Here is a 20,000-nt window from a genome sequence, read left to right on the forward strand (position 1 = left end):
AATCCTATAAATTAAGCCTAAACGAGCTAGTGCTTTCCTGCTTGGGCATTGCTTGGATATTAATAACTAATAAGAAAGCAGAAAAAAGTAGCTCGTGAATAGCGGCTGTCGTGTTTATTCGTGCAACAAACTGCCCACTTGCAGTAGCGGAGCTACGTCAAGATCGTTGGCATTCATCAACAAGGAAATGCGCTGTACCGAGGATAATAATAAATTCTGTTCCCACTCTTCGAGAGCTTGAAAGCGTTGAATAAAGCTTTCTTGCAAGGGGCGCGGAGCCGTTTTAAGTTTGTCTTTACCTTCATCGGTAAGCACCGCATAAACCTTGCGCTTATCGGTTTGGCTGCGTTCGCGGCGCACTAATAATTTTTGCTCTAGTCTATCAATAATAGTGGTGGCGGTTGCTTGACTCATATGAGTTGATTGTGCCAATTTACGCATCGTAATATCGCCGTGCTCACTGATAGACTGCAGTAATAACAGCTGTGGGCCAGTTAAGCCTGATTCTTTACTGAGCTGGCGAGAATGCAAGTCTATTGCACGAATGATCTGGCGCAAAGCCACCAGCATATCTTCATGTTTTTCCACGGTGTTACAACTGCCTATGGTTAGCTAAAATTGGCCGCACCATAGCGTAAAATCAGCATTTTTTAAAGCCCAACGAAACAAAGCCTTACGCTCCACGCCTCACGCCTTAACGCCATTGCTCGAGTTGCAGGTCTTGGCTGTGCTCGCCATCGGTGAGCTGCACCTCGGTTTCTTGCAAGGTGGCAAATAAGTCAATGCTGCGCTGGCACAAACGCGCCAAGGCCGCAGGCTGAGGATCACTAAGGTGATAAATGGCTAATCTCGGCAGTGCGCTTAACTCGGACTTATGTTTCTCCCACCACAATTCTGCGCTGCGTCCACCATAGCTATAGACGATTACTTGATCGCACCGCGACAGCGCCTGCTTGATACGCTTAACGCTGGGCTCACCCAGTTCAATCCAGATTAAAATGCGACCGTCGGGTGCTTTTAGCCACAGCTCGGGTTCGTCGTCTGTGCTCAAGCCTTTAGTGAAGCTTAAGTCAGGGTGTGCATGGCGGATAAACGCCAACAAGCGCACCATTAGGCGGGTGTCAGTTTCTGACGGATGCTGAGCCACGGTTAGGCTGTGCTCTTGATAATAATGGCGATGTAAATCGCTGATATTCAGACGAACTTTATGTAATGAGGCCGACAGCGCCATGGAGTTTACCCGTATAAAAAAGCGCTATGTTAACGGCAAGCCAGGCTTAAAGCCACGCTCTTACGCCTTACGTAAAAGATAAACGTCTAGCCTTTCGCAGCGCGGACATAAAGCGTACCGCGTAAGGCATACAACGAGCCTATCGAATGAGTCCTGTTTTTTTATACAGCTCTGACTGTTACAATTCGCGCCCTTTATTCGCCTGGATTCGGTGATGGCTGATTTTAAAACCCATGTACAAGTCGCCACTGTGGTGTCGGGTGTACTGGCCAGTGCGCTAGCTTGGACCGAGCTGGTAAGCCTACCCGAAGCCTGTCTGTTATGGTTAACCGGTACCTTGGGCGGCATTATGCCGGACATAGATGCCGATACCTCGCGCTCCATTCAAATCATCTTTCGCTTGTTTGGCATACTGGCCAGCATCTTAATGCTGCTTTATGGTCGCCTGCATTTACCCCTGCTCGATACCTTGTTGCTGAGTGCGGCAGCCTACTTTTTGATGCGCTATCCCTGTTGTTGGGCGTTTACTAAGCTCACAGTGCACCGCGCCAGTTTACACTCTCTATTAGCGAATTTAGTGTTTGCGGTGGCGGCTGTGGTGATAAGCCATAAGCTATTTCAGTTAAGCGTCGAGCATTCGTGGTTGATGGGACTATTTATGTTTATGGGTGCGCTCATTCATTTATTGCTCGATGAGTTATACAGCATAGATTTGGAAGGGCGACGCTTAAAAAAATCCTTCGGTACCGCCTTAAAAGTCATGCAATGGCCTGCGCATTTGCCTAACTTAGGCTTATTAGCGCTGCTCTGGTTGGGGATCTGGTTAGCGCCATCGCCCTCAGGCTTATTCGTCGTATTAAGGCAACTTTTGCCGCTGTTGCATAGCTGATAAGTGAGGCGGACGACCTATGGTGGTTTTAATACATCTGCTAAGATAACGCCGCTGGTATGACTCGCTACCCCTGACTCGAATGCTAATAATGAGTAGCAGCCACTGGCATCTCCCCCATTCCACACACAGGACATAACAGATGAGCCTTGCAGACCAGGTATTGGCCGTAAATAACGACCTGCCGATCCGTACCGAGCAAGCTGTGCACAGCGGTAAGGTGCGCTCCGTTTACTGGCTAACCGCTGCCGACAGCCGCCGTTTGATCAAAGAAAAAGGCTATAACGTGGCCCCTGATGCGCCCTTGGCGATCATGGTGATCAGCGACCGTATCTCGGCGTTTGATTGTATTTGGCATGGCGAAGAGGGTATGCAAGGCGTGCCCGGCAAGGGTGCGGCGTTAAATGCCATTTCTAACCACTGGTTTAAGTTGTTTCAAGAGCAAGGCTTAGCCGACAGCCATATTTTGGATATTCCTCATCCGTTCGTGTGGATAGTACAAAAAGCCACGCCGGTAAAAATTGAGGCTATTTGCCGTCAATACATTACCGGCTCTATGTGGCGCAGCTACACCAAAGGCGAGCGTGAGTTTTGTGGTATTCGCCTGCCTGATGGCCTACAAAAAGATCAAAAGCTGCCCGAACTGCTGATGACGCCGTCTACCAAAGGCATCTTAACCGGTATTCCCGGCGTGCCCGAGGCAGATGATGTGAACATTACCCGCCAAAATATCGAAGATAATTTTGCCGCCTTTAACTTCAAGAGTGCTGCCGATATCGCCCAATATGAGCGCTTATTGCGCGAAGGCTTCGAGGTGATAAGCACAGAATTAGCCAAACTTAACCAAATATTCGTCGACACCAAGTTTGAATTTGGCTACGTGACTGATGCCCAAGGTCAAGAAAAACTGATTTACATGGATGAAGTGGGTACGCCGGATTCGTCACGAATTTGGGATGGTGCGGCTTATAAGGCAGGCAACATTGTCGAAAATTCGAAAGAAGACTTTCGCCAAATGCTGCTGGCTTATTTCCCCGACCCAGACATTCTGCTCAATAAAGAGCGCATGGTGGAGCGCGAAGCGCTGGCCCGCGATAACGCCTTACCGGTTGAAGCATTGATGAATATCTCGCGCACTTATATTGGCATAGCGGAAAAAATAACGGGTCAAAAGCTGACGTTATCCGATAATCCTAAGGCCGATATTATTAACATCTTGCGCGAGCAATACGGCTTGATTGATTAATCAATAGCTCACTGATTAGTTAGCTAATTGGTTTATGAATATAAAATCCTGGGGTAACCCGGGATTTTTTTATGCTGAGTTTGTTGTTTGTCTCAATGCGTCTATCAGATTGCTTAGGTATAGTTGTTCGCTACCTAGCTGAGTACTGCGTAGATGATCACTAAATAACGGGCCACTACCAGTGTTTAGCCCTCAGCGGGTAAGAGTAAAATACCTCGACCAACCTCATTTAAAGTGGGCAGTGTCAGGAACAACAGGAGCGACCAGCCAGAGCGGCGGCGCTAACCGGAGTGACCATGCCACACAGCACCAAAGATGCGACCATTGACTATCTTCACCTTTTGAAAGAGGTTGCCGTCGCAGCCAATAAAGCGAGCGATGTAGAAACCGCCTTGTTCAAAGTATTACAGAGCGTTTGTCAGGCCATGAAGTGGCCGCTAGGACATTCTTGGATAAAGCGGCCTGATGGTGAGCTGGTTTCAAGCGGAATCTGGTATTTGGCTGACGGCTATCCGGCAGAACAATTTGCGGCTTTTCGGCAAGCCAGCGAACAAAGGGGCTTTTGCTCGGGTGTGGGTCTGCCGGGGAGGGTGTTATCAGAAGGCGTCTCGCTCAAGATCATCGATATTGAACTGGAGACCAACTTTCTTCGTCAAGCGACAGCCAGAGAGGCGGGCTTAGTCTCGGGGTTTGCGGTGCCCGTGCAATCGGGGCACAGCATAACCGCGGTATTGGAATTTTTTACACGCGCACAGCAGCCGCTGTTGCCTGAGCTGCTGGATGTAATGACGCAGGTAGGTGTTCAACTGGGCCGTGTCTTTGAGCGACAAAGTGCTCAGCAAGCCTTGCTGGCCAGTGAACAGCGCAGTCGTCAGATCATCGATAGTGCCGCAGATGCCTTTATCGGCATGAACTCTCAGGGCATGATCACCGCTTGGAACCGCGCCGCCGAAGTAATTTTTGGCTGGTCGCTGGCCGAAGTATTGGGTCAAAGCGTCGGCCAGACCATAGTACCGAGCCAACATCGCGAGGCGCATCAGCGCGGGCTGGCGCGTTTTCTGGGCAATGGCGAATCACAAGTGCTGGGGCAACGACTTGAATTGCCAGCTTTGCACCGTGATGGCCGAGAATTCCCCATCGAAATTACCCTCTGGTCTTTGCAGGAGCATGATAGCTGGAGCTTTTTCGCCTTTGCCCATGATATCAGCGCGCGCAAACAGGCCGAACAAGCCCTCGAATACCGAGCTCTGCATGATGTGCTAACCGGACTCCCTAATCGAGCCTTGGCATTGGAACGGTTGCAGCTGTGTCTCGCTCAAAGCGAGCAGTCCAACGCTGGGGTGACGGTATTATTTATCGATCTGGATTATTTCAAAAGGATTAACGACAGCTTTGGCCATGATGCCGGCGATCAGGTGTTGATTACGGTAGCACAACGATTACAGCGCGCCATGCGCCCCCATGACACTGTGGCGCGTCTTGCGGGTGATGAATTCGTGATTGTCTGCCCCAATGTCGCCAGCCACAGTGTGGCAGCCGTTATTGCAGAGCGCCTGTTAGCCGAGTTGGCTCCGCCTATCACGCTGGGAGAAGACCATATTTTTATCTCCGCCAGTATCGGCATCGCCATCGCAGAGTCGGGGTGGACTGCCGAAAAGTTAATCGGCTCTGCCGATATCGCCATGTATGAAGCCAAATCCGCAGGGCGAGCGCATTATCAATTATTTGATGAACAGATGCAGATGCAAGTCTCAACCCAGTTGCGTATTGAAAACGAGCTGCACAGGGCGCTGGAGCGACAAGAATTCAGGCTGTTTTTTCAACCGATAGTGGCGGCGACCACAGGCCAACTGGTGTCGGTAGAGGCGCTGTTACGTTGGCAACATCCGGTAAGAGGACTGTTATCTCCGCTGGAGTTTATTGGCATTGCCGAGGCATCGGGATTGATAGTGCCCATCGGTACTTGGGTTATCGAAGAGAGTTGTCGTCTGGCACAACATTGGGATTTGCTGCGTGATACGGATGTGCCGTTAGGCATATCCGTTAACCTTTCTCCTCGGCAACTGCTGCAGTCCGATTTGGTCGATACTGTGCTTGGTCTGTTTCACTCTTACGCTTTTGATCCAAAAAGCATTGAGTTTACGTTCGAGGTGACGGAAACCGCCGTCATGAGGGATCCCGAAGCGGCGGCCATTGCCTTGCAGGCGTTGCGAGATTTGGGGGCCTATATCGCCATCGATGACTTTGGCACCGGTTACTCTTCCCTCGCTTATCTCAAGCAATTTCCCGTCGATAAGTTGAAAATCGATCGCTCTTTTATTACGGAGATCAGCGAAAGTGAGCTCGATCAGGCGATTGTACGGGCTGTGATTGGTCTTGGGCATGCCATGAAGTTGGCTGTGGTAGCGGAAGGCGTGGAAACCCAAGAGCAGGCGTGTGTATTACAGTCTTTGGATATCGATTTATTACAGGGATATTTCTATGGTCGTCCGCAACCAGCAACACAATTGGAAGCTTTGCTGCTCAATACCATAGCGCTGACAGCGTGGGATGATATTAGCCAATCGCTATAATAAGCCGTAACGAAACAGCCCGTCGAAGTTAAACCTCGACGGGCTGTGTTACATAACCACAGTGCTAATTCGCACTGTGATTGATAGGGCTGGTTGATGGCGCAGTGAGTGCGAGCAAACGCAGTCAGCCCAGTAGTGGTATTTAACGGGTACCAAATACTACTATGGTTTTACCGTGAGCAGAAATAAGCTCTTGTTCTTCCAACATCTTTAAGATGCGACCCACGGTTTCCCGTGAACAACCCACTATCTGACCAATCTCTTGGCGGGTGATCTTGATCTGCATACCGTCGGGATGCGTCATGGCATCGGGCTGGCGCGCTAGGCTGAGCAGCGTTTCTGCGATACGACCCGTCACATCCAAGAAGGCTAAGTCGCCTACTTTCTGACTGGTGGTTTGCAGACGCTGGGCCATCTGTGCCGAGACGCGCATCAGTATTTCTGGGTTTACCTGAATGAGCTGACGAAACTTTTTATAGGAAATTTCGGCCACTTCACACGGTGACTTAGCGCGTACCCAAGCGGTGCGCAGTGGGTTATCTGTGTCTTCAAATAACCCCAGCTCGCCAATAAAATCACCCTTATTCAGATAAGACAGTATCATTTCTTTACCGTCTTCATCTTTGATCAGCACAGAAACCGAGCCTTTCACTATGTAATATAAAGTCTCTGCTTTTTCACCCGCATGGATCAATGAGCTCTTAGCTGGGTATTTATGAATATGGCAATGCGACAAAAACCACTCTAGGGTTGGGTCACTTTGGGGCTTGCTAATAATCATGTATTACCTCTAAATTATTTAATTAGCTCGCAGCCAAGGCTTGGCAAGCTATCTGCGTTCAGTATACCTAATGGGCTAGCATAAAAGGCTTAACCTTTATCAGCAAGGGTATTAGGCTTTTATCCTGCTCGTCGTCCACATTACGATAGGATAATATGGTTATTTTTAGTGGAGACAATAATGAAAGCAACAGTTACTTGGTTGGACGGCATGTGTTTTGAAGGTTTATCTGAGTCTGGTCATAAAATCTTGTTAGATGGCACTAACCCAGGCAAAGGCGCTAGCCCCATGGAAGTCGTGTTACTGGGCGCCGGTGGTTGCAGCGCTATCGATGTGGTGTCTATCTTAGAGAAAGGTCGCCAGCAGGTAACTGGCTGCGTGGTAGAGCTGGAGGCAGACCGTGCCGAGCAAGCGCCGCGGGTGTTTACCAATCTAAATATGCACTTTATCGTCACTGGCACCGACCTCTCAGAAAAGCAGGTCGCCCGCGCCGTGAGCTTATCGATGGAAAAATACTGCTCGGTCATGAAGATGCTGGACAAAGCACTGGATGCTTCTTCGTCTTTTGAGATCCGCCAAGCCTAAATTAAAAAGAGTGAGGGGAAAGCCGTAAAACGTAAGGCGTAAATCCTCACCCTTCATCCCTCATGTGTCTTAGTGCTGTGATCCACATCAATGACCTTATTTTTATTAAGGGTTACATTGGCGCCTATAGAGTCATATAAAGCTCTAATTGCAACCGAGGTCAGCCCTATGAGAATGAGCATCACCCGAATTAGTATTGCCGTAACACTTATGCTTACCGGCCATGTCTTTTCAGCCAGTCAAGCAATGGCAGCCGGTCCGCGCACCGAGCCTGTAAAACCGATACCCGCAATAGAAGTGACGAACCCGGCCATGGTCGAGCTGGGCAAAAAGTTATTTTTTGATCCAAGGCTGTCTAAGTCGGGGTTTATCTCTTGTAACTCTTGCCATAATTTGTCTATGGGCGGCACAGATAATATTAAAACCTCGATTGGCCATAATTGGCAGCAAGGGCCGATTAACTCGCCCACCGTACTTAACTCCAGCCTGAACTTGGCGCAGTTTTGGGATGGCCGTGCCGCTAGTTTAAAAGATCAAGCAGGTGGTCCCATCGCCAACCCAGGTGAAATGGCCTTTACCCACGAATTAGCGGTAGATGTATTGCAGTCTATTCCGGGCTATGTGAATGATTTTGCGGTGGTGTTTGGCAAAGATACGCTCAATATCGATATGGTAACCGATGCCATTGCCGCCTTTGAAGAAACCCTAGTCACGCCTAATGCAGATTTTGACTTATGGCTGAAAGGCGATGATAAGGCGCTAACGACGCAGGCCTTAGCGGGTTATGAGCTGTTTAAGCAAAGCGGGTGTGTGGCTTGTCATAATGGTCCTAACTTAGGCGGCACTTCCTATCAGAAGATGGGCGTGATTGCACCCTATCAATCCGACTCACCAGAAGTAGGCCGAGCGGCGGTAACGGGTATTGACGCGGATCGCTTCTTGTTTAAGGTGCCCACGCTGCGTAACGTGGAGCTGACCTATCCCTACTTCCACGACGGCGAAGCCGCCACGCTGGAAGAAGCCGTCGATATTATGGGCCGCTTACAGCTAGGCCGTGTGTACTCCGAGCAAGAGATAGGCCAGATAGTCGAGTTCTTAAAATCATTAACCGGCGATCAGCCCAGATTTGAGCTGCCAATATTACCTCCCTCGACTAATGCCACGCCTAAGCCAATGCCATTTGGTTAGTTAGGCGGTGAGGGGGGAAGGGTAAGGCGTGAGGAGTAAAGCAACCCAACTCTACAGCTAGGTTGCTTTGCCCTTAGCACCTAACTCTATTCAATAAAAAGCCCAGCATATAAGCTGGGCTTTTCTATTTATGTTGGCATCCAGTGACGATAATTTTTGCTTCACGCTTCACGCTTCACGCTTCACGCTTCACGCTTCACGCCTTAGCGTATCTTGCCGGTCTCTAGTAGTTGCTCCAACATGGGCCGTAAGATCAATTCCATCACGAAACCTACCTTGCCGCCCGGCACCACTATGGTATTACGCCGAGACATAAAAGAGCCGTCGATCATGGCCAGCAAATAGGGATAGTCGACGTTTTTAATGCCGCGAAAACGGATCACCATCATGCTTTCATCGGCGCTGGGGATCAATTTGGCACTAAAAGGATTAGAGGTATCGACGGTGGGAATACGCTGAAAGTTAATGTGGGTGCGCGAAAACTGCGGCGTAATAAAATTAATGTAATCTTCCATGGAGCGTACGATAGAGTCGGTGACGGCTTCACGAGAATGACCGCGCTCTGAGGTATCGCGAATAAGCTTTTGGATCCACTCCAGATTGACGATGGGCACCATGCCGATCAGCAAGTCTACGTGCTGCGCCACATTGTGATCATCTGTCACCACGCCGCCATGTAATCCTTCATAAAACAATAGATTAGTGTCGTTGGGTAACTGCTGCGAAGGCGTAAAGGTGCCGGGCATTTGATTAAAGGGCACGGCTTCGTCGAAGGTATGCAAGTAACGGCGAAACTGACCGGTACCTGTATTGCCATATTCCTTGAAAAAGTGCTCAAGTAGTTCGAAGTCGTTGGCTTCTGGGCCAAAGTAACTGATATGTCTGCCTTGTTCCCGTGCGCGACGGGTAGCCACGTCCATTTCGGGGCGGGTATAGCGATGAAAGCTATCGCCCTCTAGCATGGCGGCCTTGACCCCCAGCTGAGCAAACATGGACTGAAACACCTCGGTAGAGGTTGAGGTGCCGGCACCCGAAGAACCGGTCACCGCAATGATGGGGTGCTTGGCAGACATAAAAAACCCTAAAAATGAGTAAACTGTGAATGTTTATACGCAGAGCGCAGGGGTTAGGTCAAGGTTTGTTACGTAACTGAGCCGCCGGCACTATGTTCACGCTCTCGTGTAACTCACTGTAAACTATGACCGCTTCTCCGATCTTAAGCTGTTGTTTAACTTGAATTACTTTCTCAGATAGTGAGACATCTTGTTCACCATATTCGGTGCCTTCTTGCAGTACAAATTGTTCAATTAAGTTATCTAGCGTTTCGCTGTTTAAGTCAGTAAAAGGAATAATCATGCGTTCTCCAAGTAAGGCGGCCACTGCTGTGCTAACCAATAGGGGACTCTGTGCTCTAACCAATATAGGGGCGCCCAAGGGCTGCCGTAGATAAAGCCTACGTGACCACCGCTGCGACTCAATTCATAGGTGATAGCGGGTGCCAAATCGCGGGCGTCGGGGATCACGCTGTCATTCATAAAAGGATCGTCTGCGGCATGTATGATCAACGTCGGGGTGCTGATCTTATCTAGCAAATATAGACCTGAACAACGCTGATAATAATCCTCTGCATCCCTAAACCCGTGAATGGGCGCTGTGATTTTATCATCAAATTGGCGCAGGCTCTTGATCTCATAAGCCTTCACTTGAGTTTGATGTTGGGGATGACGACGCAGTCGCTGCTGCCAATTAAACAGCATGCGTTTTAGTAAGTAGTGCTGATAGCCCTTGGATAGGCCTAAGTTAATGCGATCCGCTGCGGCGGAGAGCTGCAGAGGAGCCGAGACGACCACGGCGGCGCATAAGGTATTGCGAGGGTGTTTCGCTAAATAATTGACCAACACATTGCCACCCAATGAATAGCCGATGGCGGCGATAGGGCGCTCTGGGTAGCGCTGGCGCAGTAAATCCAACACATATTGCGGATCTTCGATGGCACCTGAGTGATAAGCCTGTAAGTAACGATTAGGCTCGCCGCTGCAGCCCCTAAAGTGCATTAACACCGCCTGCCAGCCTTGGAGGTGCAGGGCGGCCATCATGCCTTGCATGTAGTGAGATTCAATATTGCCCTCAAGACCGTGAAACAGTACCACCAACGGCTTGTGATCGTTTTGCTCTGGTAATCCCCACGCAAGATCGACAAAGTCGCCGTCGGGCAGTTCAAGGCGCTCTTTGCGATATTTGATGCGGGTGCGCTGCAGCAGCTTGGCGAGCACAGTTTGCAGATGGGGATTAGGTGCCCACCAAGGAGGGTGGAACTTGCTGGTATGTATCATGTTGCTGCTATTACCTCTAACAGAGTCGGTCTAACACTTTCCTGATTACTTATGAACCTCAGCCAGTATGTTGCCTTATTTAGGTTTTTGTAGCTGCCAACTTGTTCGGCAGGCCAGCTTTGCTGGCAATTTTTAAATAAAAACATAAAACCGTGGCGAACAAGTTGCCACCTACGTTGTAACCCATTGAATCTATTGATGCTGAAGTCACTGAAACATCGCTGAACTTTGTGGGTAATCAGGAACACTTTTGACAGCAGCGCTCAGGCGCTTAGTCTGAAACTCTTAAACAGTCTGTTTAAAGAGCATAGGGTTATTCAAGCTGCGTATGATTGCCAGCAGGGCAGGCAGTGAGCAAGATAAATAGACAGATAAAGTACTGGGCGCTGAGCACAAAATCGAGTAAAACAACGCTTTTGCTGCATTATTTACCGAGTGACCCATGGATTTTGCCTTACTGGCATCAGTAGCCGGCTTTGCCTTCGCTTCTTGCGCTACCCCAGGCCCCAACAATATGCTGTTAACTCATACGGCCACGCGCTTTGGTTATGGCCCCACGTTGAAGCTGTTATTGGGCATTATGTTGGGCCTGCAGCTCTTGCTGCTGTTTACCGCACTTGGCTTAGGCCAGCTTTTTTTGCGTTGGCCAATATTACAATGGACACTAAAAATTCTTGGCAGCGGCTACTTGCTGTGGTTGGCGTGGCAGATTGCTCGTTCAGCACCGCCTGCCGCGGATCGAATTGAAGCCAGCATGAATTGGCGGCAAGGCGCGGTATTTCAAATATTTAACCCTAAAGCGTGGTTAATGGCGGTGTCGGCGATCAGCGGCTTTACCTTAGCAGGCGAGCAATATTGGTCTTCGGCTTGCCTAACATTGGCGGTGTTTTTAGCCTTTGGCATTATTACTGGGCATTTTTGGATGTTTTTTGGCTTAAATTTGCGCACTTGGTTACGTTCGGCCCGGGATTGGCGACGTTTTAACCAAGGCATGGCATTATTAACCGCCGCCAGCGTAGTCATGATCTGGTATTAACCAGTTTTACGCTTTTTCGTGACAGTTAAACACCAAAGCAGGTAAAATCTGCCCGTTTTTTGTCCTTATACCTTTTTCTTGTCTCTACACCTTAAGGTTGTCATGGTTTCCGACACTGATTTATTTAAAGACATTCGCCCTTATCGGGATGACGAAGTTGCGGGCGCGATTCAGCGCCTGATCCACGACGATGAGTTTGTAAGTGCCATCGCTAAATACCGCTTCTCGACTTTATCTGGTATTGGCGGCCCTGTGATCAAGGCCTTGATCCGTCTTTATTTGGGCTGGCGCTGGCGCAAGCTGAACAGCGTGCGCCAAATTCAGCAGGAAGTGGCCAGCTACATGGAAAAAATGATAGCGCGCACCACCTCCGGCGTTACCTACTCAGGATTGGAGCAATTAGATCCGAGCCAAGGCTATTTATTTATCTCTAACCACAGAGATATAGCGTTGGATCCGGCGTTTGTGAACTGGGGTCTGTACAGTAACGGGCTGGACACGGTACGCATCGCTATTGGCGATAACTTATTGCGCAAACCCTGCGCCGCCGAGCTAATGAAACTCAATAAAAGCTTCGTGGTGAAGCGCTCCGTGAAAGGACCGCGGGAGATGATGAAGGCGTTTAGCGAGTTGTCGGCCTATTTGCGCCATTCTATCGATGAGCAAGAGTCGGTTTGGATTGCCCAAAAAGAAGGGCGCGCCAAAGACGGTTTTGATAAAACCGATCCGGCTATTCTGAAGATGTTTTACATGGAAGGTAAGCGGGAAAAGATCCCGTTTGGCGATTACATCAAGACCTTGAATTTGGTGCCGGTGTCGATTTCGTACGAATACGATCCGGGCGATCAAGCTAAGGCGCGTGAGCTCTATGCCAAAGCCCAGCAGGGCGCCTATGAAAAGCGTGAATTTGAAGATGTAGAGAGCATAGTACAGGGCATAGTGGGTCAAAAAGGCCGGGTACACGTGGCCTTTGGCCAGCCGATAGCTGGTGATTTTGAGAACGCAGATCAACTTGCCGAGGCTATCGACCAGCAGATCTACGCCAATTATCATTTGTTTCCGAGCAATCTGTTTGCCGCCGGCGATACCCATGCCGCCCAGCAAACCGCAGACAACGGCAAGGCGGTGCAAATTTTTGAGCAACACATGGCTCAAATTCCTGCTGAGTTAAAATCGCTAGTCTTGTCTATGTATGCCCAACCGGTCTTTAATAAAAATAAAGCGTAACCAGACGAAAGCCGGTCTTTAATTAAAATAAAGCGCAAGTTAGGTAGACGGTAAAGCATAAAAAAGCCCTAAGAAATTAGGGCTTTTGCGTTTGTGCTGCTTGCTCTTAGTTAGTGCAAAATATTAGCGGTTGCGTACTCTTAACGCCGGCGTAGCTTGCAAGTCCCCTTCGGCGGCAAGTAATTGCTTAGGCTCACAGCGCATCAAGAAACGTACCGGGCTCTGTGCTGGGCCTTGCACCGTTAGCTCCAGTAAGTCGCCACTGAGGCGGGCGCCGTTCAGTTTGGCGACTTCGCCATTCAACCAAGCTTTACCGGTGACGGTTTGGTATTTTTGTTTCAGCTCCACCCTATAGGTGTCGCCGTTACGGGCTTGCCACTCCCAAGTACCGGCTACCTTGGCGGGAATTATCCATTTATAGAGATTGATACTGCCGTATTTTTGCTGCTGATCTGGCTTCCAATCGCCCATATTAAAGGCATGAGAGACCACTCGGGTGCCGGGGGCCAATTCATCAAGCAGTCTAGGTCGCAGTTTTACGTTAACGATATCAAGCAGATAAAGCGTGACTACAGTAGCCGTACTAAAATCTGCTTCCATTATGTCCGCTTCAAAAAAGTGCACCAAATGCTCAACACCTGTGTGACCGGCGTATTCAATGGCCTCATTGATGCGCACCGGATCCATATCTATGCCGACGCCTTTGGTATTACGCTCTAACGCCGCTGCCACTAAGATACGGCCATCGCCACAGCCCAGATCATACAAAATGTCTTCGCGGCTGACTTCGGCTAAGTCGAGCAGGCTCTGCACTATTTTTTCATCGGAAGGCACATAAGGCACATCTAACATCATGTCTGAATCTTCAGAAGAATAGCCATCAAAATCCAAGTCTCTAAAGTCTGCATCTGACAGCGAATAATCATTCAATTCATAGCCTAAATCTCTAAGCTCATCGATCATTTCATCATCAAGATTAAATTCTGAATGGTTATACAAGATAGGCACCTAAGGTTATAAAGTGAATGTAAACAGTTGTTTTTAATATTGTTAAGGAAAGCTGAGTCTAACTAAATTAGTGAATGAGTGCAGCTTTAGGATGATTTTCGCTTTGTCGTTTAAAAAAGACAAAAGCCGGTCAGACATTGAGTCCTGACCGGCTTTTTGGGGCTTAGATAGCTAAAACCTGCTCATTAAGATCCGATATCACTTAAAGATACGGGTAACAGAGTTCTAGCTTACGTTAGAAGTCGTAGCCAAGATTAAACCAGAATCTAGGGTCTTGTTGTTTACCGTCGGCTTGAGCATCGCCGCCCGACACTTTCCAAGCTGAAACCAGATCTGCATTCCAATTATTACGATAATAACGTACGCCTACACCAGCGCCGGATACGGCCCTGTCTTCACTTTCGTCAATACCGCCATTCGGCGTTCGGCCGGAATCCAAGAGTAAATAGGGCATAAAACCTTGTCCCATTGCGTAGCGTAACTCTAACTGAGCTAACCAACCGCGACTGTCAGAACCTTCGCCTACCGGAAAAGCCCGTACCCCGTTAGCGCCGCCCACATAAAAACTCTCCGAGCCATCCAGATTTTTAGTGTCAGCCCATTGGCCACTAAAGCGACCATACAGGCTTAAGCTGGACGTCAGAGATTGTAGTCGAGCTAATTCCAGATTGGCTTTAAAGAAGTCGTAATCTAGGCTGTTGGCCATGGTTTGATCGATATCTATTTGGCCAGGGGTGAGGGTGAGTGCCCCCCAACTTACGCCGCCCCCCGCCAACGCATCTCTGTGATCGAACGACACAGTCAAAGGGATGCTTTGGCTACGAGTGGCTTTGTTAAAATTGGCAAAGCTGACGTTATCATCGAGATCTTTATATTGATAGTTAGCCTGTAAGCTCAGGTTACTCTGCTGAGAACGCAGCAGTGGGTAGCTGGCCCCCACAGAAGATACCTTGGCGGTACCGGTATAACCTTCAAACCCTTTGCCTAAGCTGTAATCGGTCTGAGAATACCCAACAAACCCGCGTAGCCCATTGGCGGACAATGGCAGCGAATAGGTCAGGCTGCCGAGCCAAGTTTCTTCATTGGTATACAAGGCCGAAACGCTAAGCTCGTCGCCCACCAATAATGCCCGATTAATCTGCACATCGGCGCGGCCTCTATATTCACCCGAGAAACGACTACCATGGTTATCCGTCGATAAGCGTGCGGTTACGCGCTTGTCTGGACTCACCTGCACATCCAGCTCGCCGGTGCCCACCCGTTCACCGGGGCGCATCACGGGAATAACGGCGATTCCTGGCTGATCGCCCAAAATCAGCATGCTGCGCTCTAGACTTTTTGATTCTATCACTTGGCCTGGCTGCAGGTTTGCAAGGTAGGGCCGGGCGGCGTCAACCAAACGCGGTTCACCACTGGCATCAACTTGGTCGTAGCGGCCTTCTTGCATCTGAATAACTAATTCACCATTGGCCATATCTTGGGCGGGGATAAAAGCTTGAGCAAAGGGATAACCCTGTTGTCGATAAAACTGGCTAATGCGGTTGGCCAAGCTCCTTAAGCCTGCAAGATCGTACTTTTTACCTTGAAAGTCACCAAGCTGCGCCAGCAAGGTGTGATTATCGAATATCGTTTTGCCCAGCACTGCCACCTTATTAAGGCGAACCTTGGCACCGCCTTGCTCACTTTCTGTGAGAGGCGGACCTTGCAGATCCAGCGCCACAGAAGGTTTTTGTGGCGACAGGTCTTGCTCTTGGCTCTGTTGATAAATCAGGCCGGCTCCCGGTGCTTGTTGTGCAAGTGCTGGCGCAGTCGCCATGGTGGCCAGAGTGATGGCGGCAGCCACGGCAGTAGGTGTAAACAGCTTCATGTAAATCGTCCTGGTTTGTTTAGTTGCCGTAAGCATTAAGAGTGTTGTCCATGCGAATGCCATCATTGACGACGAACAACGGAAGTAGGCCCGAGTTTTTACGGTTAGCGCTTTGCTCAGCAGTGTTCGCCTCGTCATATTCGACCAATTCCAGACCACCGGATACCTCTGGGCCTTGACCATTAGGCGATGAGGTAATGCGGGAACTTACGACAAACTCCATTCCTCTTTGGCCTATACCAGTCTGTTGGTTACCACCAGACTGCCCCTCGGTCAGTTGTTGAAGCGCGCCTATGGCGACATTTTTTTCACTGCCGGTAACGACATTTTTTTCGCTATTAGAGGTGAGTTTATTAATAACGAACTTGCCCGGTTCAAAGTTGATGACATAGTTTGGATTAACAGCATCATTAACCGTCCCTTGCTGGATGGCATAGTTACCAGCTTGCTCACCGGCTTCTCGAATAATGGTGCCCGAGAGGCGTTCGCCATTCACTAGGCCGCAATCAGAGGTAAGTTGGCCACAACCAGTCTGATAGGTGAGTGCAGGATCAGCGGCCCCTTGGGACTTGTCAGCATTATCGGCAGTAACGGTTACCGAGCGCGGAGTAATATTGGCGGTGGTGGTGTTAAAACTGAAGGCATAGTTGTCTGCATCCGCTCCGGTCGAGGCGTTGGCTAAGGTCACTGTTTTGTCTTTACCGACATTTTTATCAGCGAACGTGCTGTTCACTTTGAGGGTCAAGTCATCACCGATAATCAAACCCGAAACCTGAGCATTATCCGTGTTCACGCTGGCGGTGCTGTTGCCGTCATAGGTTTTATCCTGCGCGGTAATGTCGCTCACGGTAATGGCTTTTTTCGCGATGTTGGCGGTGGTGCTGGTCTGATCGGTGATAATGTAGTTGCCTAGGTCGGTACCTGTGTAGCTGCTGGTTAGGCTAACGATTTTGTTCTCGCCGGCATGTTTATCGTTGAAGGTGCCGCTGGCGGAGATGATGATATCGTCACCGTTAATCCAGCCGCTCGCATCCGTTGCGTTAACGCTGGCGGTGCTGCTGCCGTCATAGGTTTTATTGTCGGCGGTAATACCGCTAACGGTGATAGCTTTTTGATTGATGTTGGCGCTGGTGGTGTTAAAACTGAAGGCATAGTTGTCTGCATCCGCTCCGGTCGAGGCGTTGGCTAAGGTCACTGTTTTGTCTTTACCGACATTTTTATCAGCGAACGTGCTGTTCACTTTGAGGGTCAAGTCATCACCGATAATCAAACCCGAAACCTGAGCATTATCCGTGTTCACGCTGGCGGTGCTGTTGCCGTCATAGGTTTTATCCTGCGCAGTGATGCCGCTGACGGTAATGGCTTTCGCGGTGACGTCAACTTTAGCATTTTCTGTATTCAGCTTAATGTCATAACCTTGCTGTACAGATGAGTAACCGCTGACCAGATCGCGAGAGCCGACATTTTTACTGTCTAATGTAAAGCCGTTCCCCAGCAGTTTATTGTCTTGCGTGCCATCATAGGCTGTGCCATTCAGTGACCAGCTTGATTCCAATGCATTAGCATTCTCTGCATTAATAGTTGTGGTCGCATCATACTCTTGAGTAAGAGCGGTGTCGGCGGATACAGTCAGCGTAATATCGGTTAAAAAGTTACGCAGCAGTGGGCCGCTTTGCCCCTCATAAATACGCCACACGGCCGAGCTCCCGCCCTGAGTGGCAATATCCCAGCCAGCATCGCTATAAGTTGCTGCCTGCTTCATCTCGGCTGAGGTTTTACCCGTAGCACCTTTGGTGATCCCTGCACCGACCCCCTTCATTTGGGCGCTTGAATCTGTCGCAAAAAACGAACCGGTAATCGTCCCACTGTTACGGTTGCCCACCAAGACACCGACATTCTCGTTTCCACTAACCTTGCCGGTAGCTAAAGCGTGTGTGATAGTTCCACTGGAAAAAGATCCGGCTAGACCGCCAACATTAGCCCCACCCTGAACATCACCTATGGCATAAGAGTTACTGATTTGTCCCTTGACGCTGTTTCCTACCAAGCCGCCACTATTTTTTGGTGATTCAACATTGCCTGTGGCATAGCTATTACTGATAGTACCTTGAGATTGAAAGCCTACCAAACCACCTACATTATATATTCCTACAACATCAGTTGCTGAGTAACTTCTTGTTATATGTGAAGAGAACGATACGCCAACCAAACCACCGACAGAAGACTGACCGCTTATTTTTCCTGTTGAATAGCTGTTGTTTATTGTTGAGTTATTTGAATCGCCAACTAGTCCGCCAATAGAATTACTTCCAGTGAAATTAGTATTGTGTAAGCCTATATTCGTAATCGTTGCGCCATCTGTTTTTGCGAATAACCCTACGTGGTTACTATTATTTTTATTAACGTGTAGATTTGAAACTGTATGGCCTAGGCCATCGAATTTACCTTTGAATGCATGCCAACTATCACCGATTGGAGTCCAGTTATTGGTGCCTGTTAGAGTTAAGTCTGCCCCTAATGCATAGTGTTGAGTCGATTCCAGCCCCATACTTTGCATCGCTGCTGCATCGGTCACAACGGTCCAGTTAGTCTCCTGGTTTTGACTACCCAATTGGGTTGAAAGGGTCTGCCCGGCCTGCAGGTTGACGGGGGCCTTAACGTAGTAATCCGCCGCCTTGCCATCTAGGATGCCATCGGCGGTGGTTTGACCGTATTTAAGGGCCAATTTGCCGCCACTCCCTTGAGAAGCATCAATTTTTGCATTGATCTCGATATTGCGCTGCGCGTTAAGGGTGAGGGTGTTGCCGCTACTCCAGCTTACTTGGTCGTTAACAAAAATATCGCCATGGCCATTCGCATTATCACCGTTAACACTTTCAATGGTGACATCGGTAGTGGCCAGGTTGGCGGACAAAGCAGCTCCTGTTATATCGCCGTTGGTTACGGCAATGGTGAAGTCGGTCGGGTCAATCAACCAAGTACCAGTTTTGCCATATTCGGCCAGGGTAGTGACTTTTACGTCGTTCACCTGCACTTTAGCGGCACTGGTTTCGATAAAGCCGCCATTGCCGGTGCTGGGAGCGCTGGCATCTAGGGTGCCGGCTACTTGTACTACACCGCTGTCCATGTCACCCATCAACATAATGCGGCCGTCGGCACCGGCGGTTAAGGTTTGCGCTTGGGTAATGCCGGTGTGGTTAATAACACTGGCAGTCAGCTCATTGGCGGCTTTGGCGGTGAGGTACACCAAGCCGCCATCGGCTCGTATGGCACCACCTTGCTCAATATAGGTTTCTAACTGTGATTCTTCGACTTCAATCTTGACTGGGCCGCCCATGTCTAGGGTGACGCGGCTGCCCGCGCCCATTAAGGTGCTACCACCTGAGGTGGTGATATTGCCGGTGTTGATAATGCGCGCGGCAATCATGGCCACCATGCCGCCTTGCGCCGTTTGAATGTTGCCCTGATTGATCACGGCATTGGCGCTGCTGCCGGCAAAGTGATAGTTGCCGGCCATAAAATCTTCGGTGGAAATATTCAGGGTGGAGGCGACTAAGGAGCCCACATCGACGCGCGCCGTGTCGCTAAACATAATGCCATTGGGATTGACTAAAAATACCCGCCCGTTGGCGTTGAGGGCGCCACGTATCTCTGATACCTGGTTGCCAGTCACGCGGTTAAGTGCCGCTGCTTGGGCGTTGGGCTGGACGAAATTAACAGTATGGCCTTCAGCAATGGAGAAATCTTGCCAATTAATGGCCATGTTTTGGCTGTTTTGGTTAATGGTCAGGCTATTACCAGACGTTTGAATTGTGCCTTGGCCGGCCACCACTTGGCCATTAGTGGGAAGGTTGGCGGCGTGCAGCGGCACGCTTATCCAGAATAAGGTGCCGGCCGCAATGGCAGATAAGCTTCGGTTACTGCGCGTTTTACCCTTGCCGCCTTTAGTGAATTCTGAGGCAACTTGCCATATGCGTTTGCTTTTATTCCATACAATTCGATAGGTGTGATTCATCGCAATAACCGTTTATAAAGT

16 protein-coding genes are annotated in these 20,000 nt (G+C 49.5%); 7 read left to right on the top strand and 9 right to left on the bottom strand.

Annotation, left to right across the window (positions count from 1 at the left end):
* Positions 1-114 precede the first annotated feature (114 nt).
* Together ACEN2G_RS01210 and ACEN2G_RS01215 are read right to left on the bottom strand one after the other, a co-directional pair.
* Positions 115-588: a MarR family winged helix-turn-helix transcriptional regulator gene (locus ACEN2G_RS01210; RefSeq protein ID WP_442019629.1), complete on the bottom strand. Its 474-nt coding sequence runs from the start codon at positions 586-588 to the stop codon at positions 115-117.
* 106 nt (positions 589-694) lie between these two features.
* Positions 695-1,231: a YaeQ family protein gene (locus ACEN2G_RS01215; RefSeq protein WP_442019630.1), complete on the bottom strand. Its 537-nt coding sequence runs from the start codon at positions 1,229-1,231 to the stop codon at positions 695-697.
* A 214-nt stretch (positions 1,232-1,445) separates the two neighbouring features.
* Between ACEN2G_RS01215 and ACEN2G_RS01220 the strand changes: the two genes are divergently transcribed.
* The 3 genes from ACEN2G_RS01220 (at position 1,446) to ACEN2G_RS01230 (ending at position 5,939) form a co-directional block, all read left to right on the top strand.
* Positions 1,446-2,120, top strand: a complete 675-nt coding sequence (locus ACEN2G_RS01220; RefSeq protein ID WP_442019631.1) for a metal-dependent hydrolase — start codon at positions 1,446-1,448, stop codon at positions 2,118-2,120.
* Positions 2,121-2,262: 142 nt separating this feature from the next.
* A complete protein-coding gene (locus ACEN2G_RS01225) occupies positions 2,263-3,366 on the top strand; it encodes a phosphoribosylaminoimidazolesuccinocarboxamide synthase (protein ID WP_442019632.1) in 1,104 nt (367 codons plus the stop codon).
* A 296-nt stretch (positions 3,367-3,662) separates the two neighbouring features.
* Positions 3,663-5,939, top strand: a complete 2,277-nt coding sequence (locus ACEN2G_RS01230) for a putative bifunctional diguanylate cyclase/phosphodiesterase (protein ID WP_442019633.1) — start codon at positions 3,663-3,665, stop codon at positions 5,937-5,939.
* A gap of 142 nt (positions 5,940-6,081) precedes the next feature.
* On the opposite strand, the gene crp is transcribed toward ACEN2G_RS01230, so the two are convergent.
* The gene (crp, locus tag ACEN2G_RS01235; protein WP_442019634.1) at positions 6,082-6,720 is read right to left on the bottom strand and encodes a cAMP-activated global transcriptional regulator CRP; all 639 of its coding nucleotides are present in this window, start codon (positions 6,718-6,720) and stop codon (positions 6,082-6,084) included.
* A gap of 180 nt (positions 6,721-6,900) precedes the next feature.
* Between crp and ACEN2G_RS01240 the strand changes: the two genes are divergently transcribed.
* A complete protein-coding gene (locus ACEN2G_RS01240; RefSeq protein WP_442019635.1) occupies positions 6,901-7,305 on the top strand; it encodes an OsmC family protein in 405 nt (134 codons plus the stop codon).
* 210 nt (positions 7,306-7,515) lie between these two features.
* The gene (locus ACEN2G_RS01245; RefSeq protein WP_442019667.1) at positions 7,516-8,493 is read left to right on the top strand and encodes a cytochrome-c peroxidase; all 978 of its coding nucleotides are present in this window, start codon (positions 7,516-7,518) and stop codon (positions 8,491-8,493) included.
* Positions 8,494-8,696: 203 nt separating this feature from the next.
* On the opposite strand, the gene ACEN2G_RS01250 is transcribed toward ACEN2G_RS01245, so the two are convergent.
* Genes ACEN2G_RS01250 through ACEN2G_RS01260 form a run of 3 tightly spaced genes read right to left on the bottom strand, consistent with a single transcriptional unit; the run spans position 8,697 to position 10,826 of the window.
* Positions 8,697-9,566: a phosphoribulokinase gene (locus ACEN2G_RS01250; protein ID WP_442019636.1), complete on the bottom strand. Its 870-nt coding sequence runs from the start codon at positions 9,564-9,566 to the stop codon at positions 8,697-8,699.
* A gap of 58 nt (positions 9,567-9,624) precedes the next feature.
* Positions 9,625-9,849: a YheU family protein gene (locus ACEN2G_RS01255; protein WP_442019637.1), complete on the bottom strand. Its 225-nt coding sequence runs from the start codon at positions 9,847-9,849 to the stop codon at positions 9,625-9,627.
* Entirely contained in the window at positions 9,846-10,826 is a 981-nt protein-coding gene (locus ACEN2G_RS01260) for a hydrolase (RefSeq protein WP_442019638.1), read from the bottom strand. Before ACEN2G_RS01260 ends, ACEN2G_RS01255 begins: the two co-directional genes overlap by 4 nt.
* Before the next feature lie 442 nt (positions 10,827-11,268).
* On the opposite strand from ACEN2G_RS01260, the gene ACEN2G_RS01265 reads away from it, so the two are divergent.
* Positions 11,269-11,862, top strand: coding sequence for a LysE family translocator (locus ACEN2G_RS01265; protein ID WP_442019639.1), 594 nt, complete (start codon positions 11,269-11,271; stop codon positions 11,860-11,862).
* Positions 11,863-11,964: 102 nt separating this feature from the next.
* Complete coding sequence (locus ACEN2G_RS01270) at positions 11,965-13,089, top strand: 1-acyl-sn-glycerol-3-phosphate acyltransferase (RefSeq protein ID WP_442019640.1); 1,125 nt, start codon at positions 11,965-11,967, stop codon at positions 13,087-13,089.
* Between the two features lie 123 nt (positions 13,090-13,212).
* On the opposite strand, the gene ACEN2G_RS01275 is transcribed toward ACEN2G_RS01270, so the two are convergent.
* From ACEN2G_RS01275 to ACEN2G_RS01285, 3 genes are all read right to left on the bottom strand, one after another.
* A complete protein-coding gene (locus tag ACEN2G_RS01275) occupies positions 13,213-14,088 on the bottom strand; it encodes a class I SAM-dependent methyltransferase (protein WP_442019641.1) in 876 nt (291 codons plus the stop codon).
* Between the two features lie 244 nt (positions 14,089-14,332).
* The gene (locus tag ACEN2G_RS01280) at positions 14,333-15,964 is read right to left on the bottom strand and encodes a ShlB/FhaC/HecB family hemolysin secretion/activation protein (RefSeq protein ID WP_442019642.1); all 1,632 of its coding nucleotides are present in this window, start codon (positions 15,962-15,964) and stop codon (positions 14,333-14,335) included.
* Between the two features lie 19 nt (positions 15,965-15,983).
* Positions 15,984-19,979: a YDG domain-containing protein gene (locus ACEN2G_RS01285; protein WP_442019643.1), complete on the bottom strand. Its 3,996-nt coding sequence runs from the start codon at positions 19,977-19,979 to the stop codon at positions 15,984-15,986.
* Positions 19,980-20,000: the final 21 nt, after the last annotated feature.

Origin of the sequence: Oceanisphaera sp. W20_SRM_FM3 (assembly GCF_052119705.1) — a bacterium.
GTDB lineage: Bacteria > Pseudomonadota > Gammaproteobacteria > Enterobacterales > Aeromonadaceae > Oceanimonas.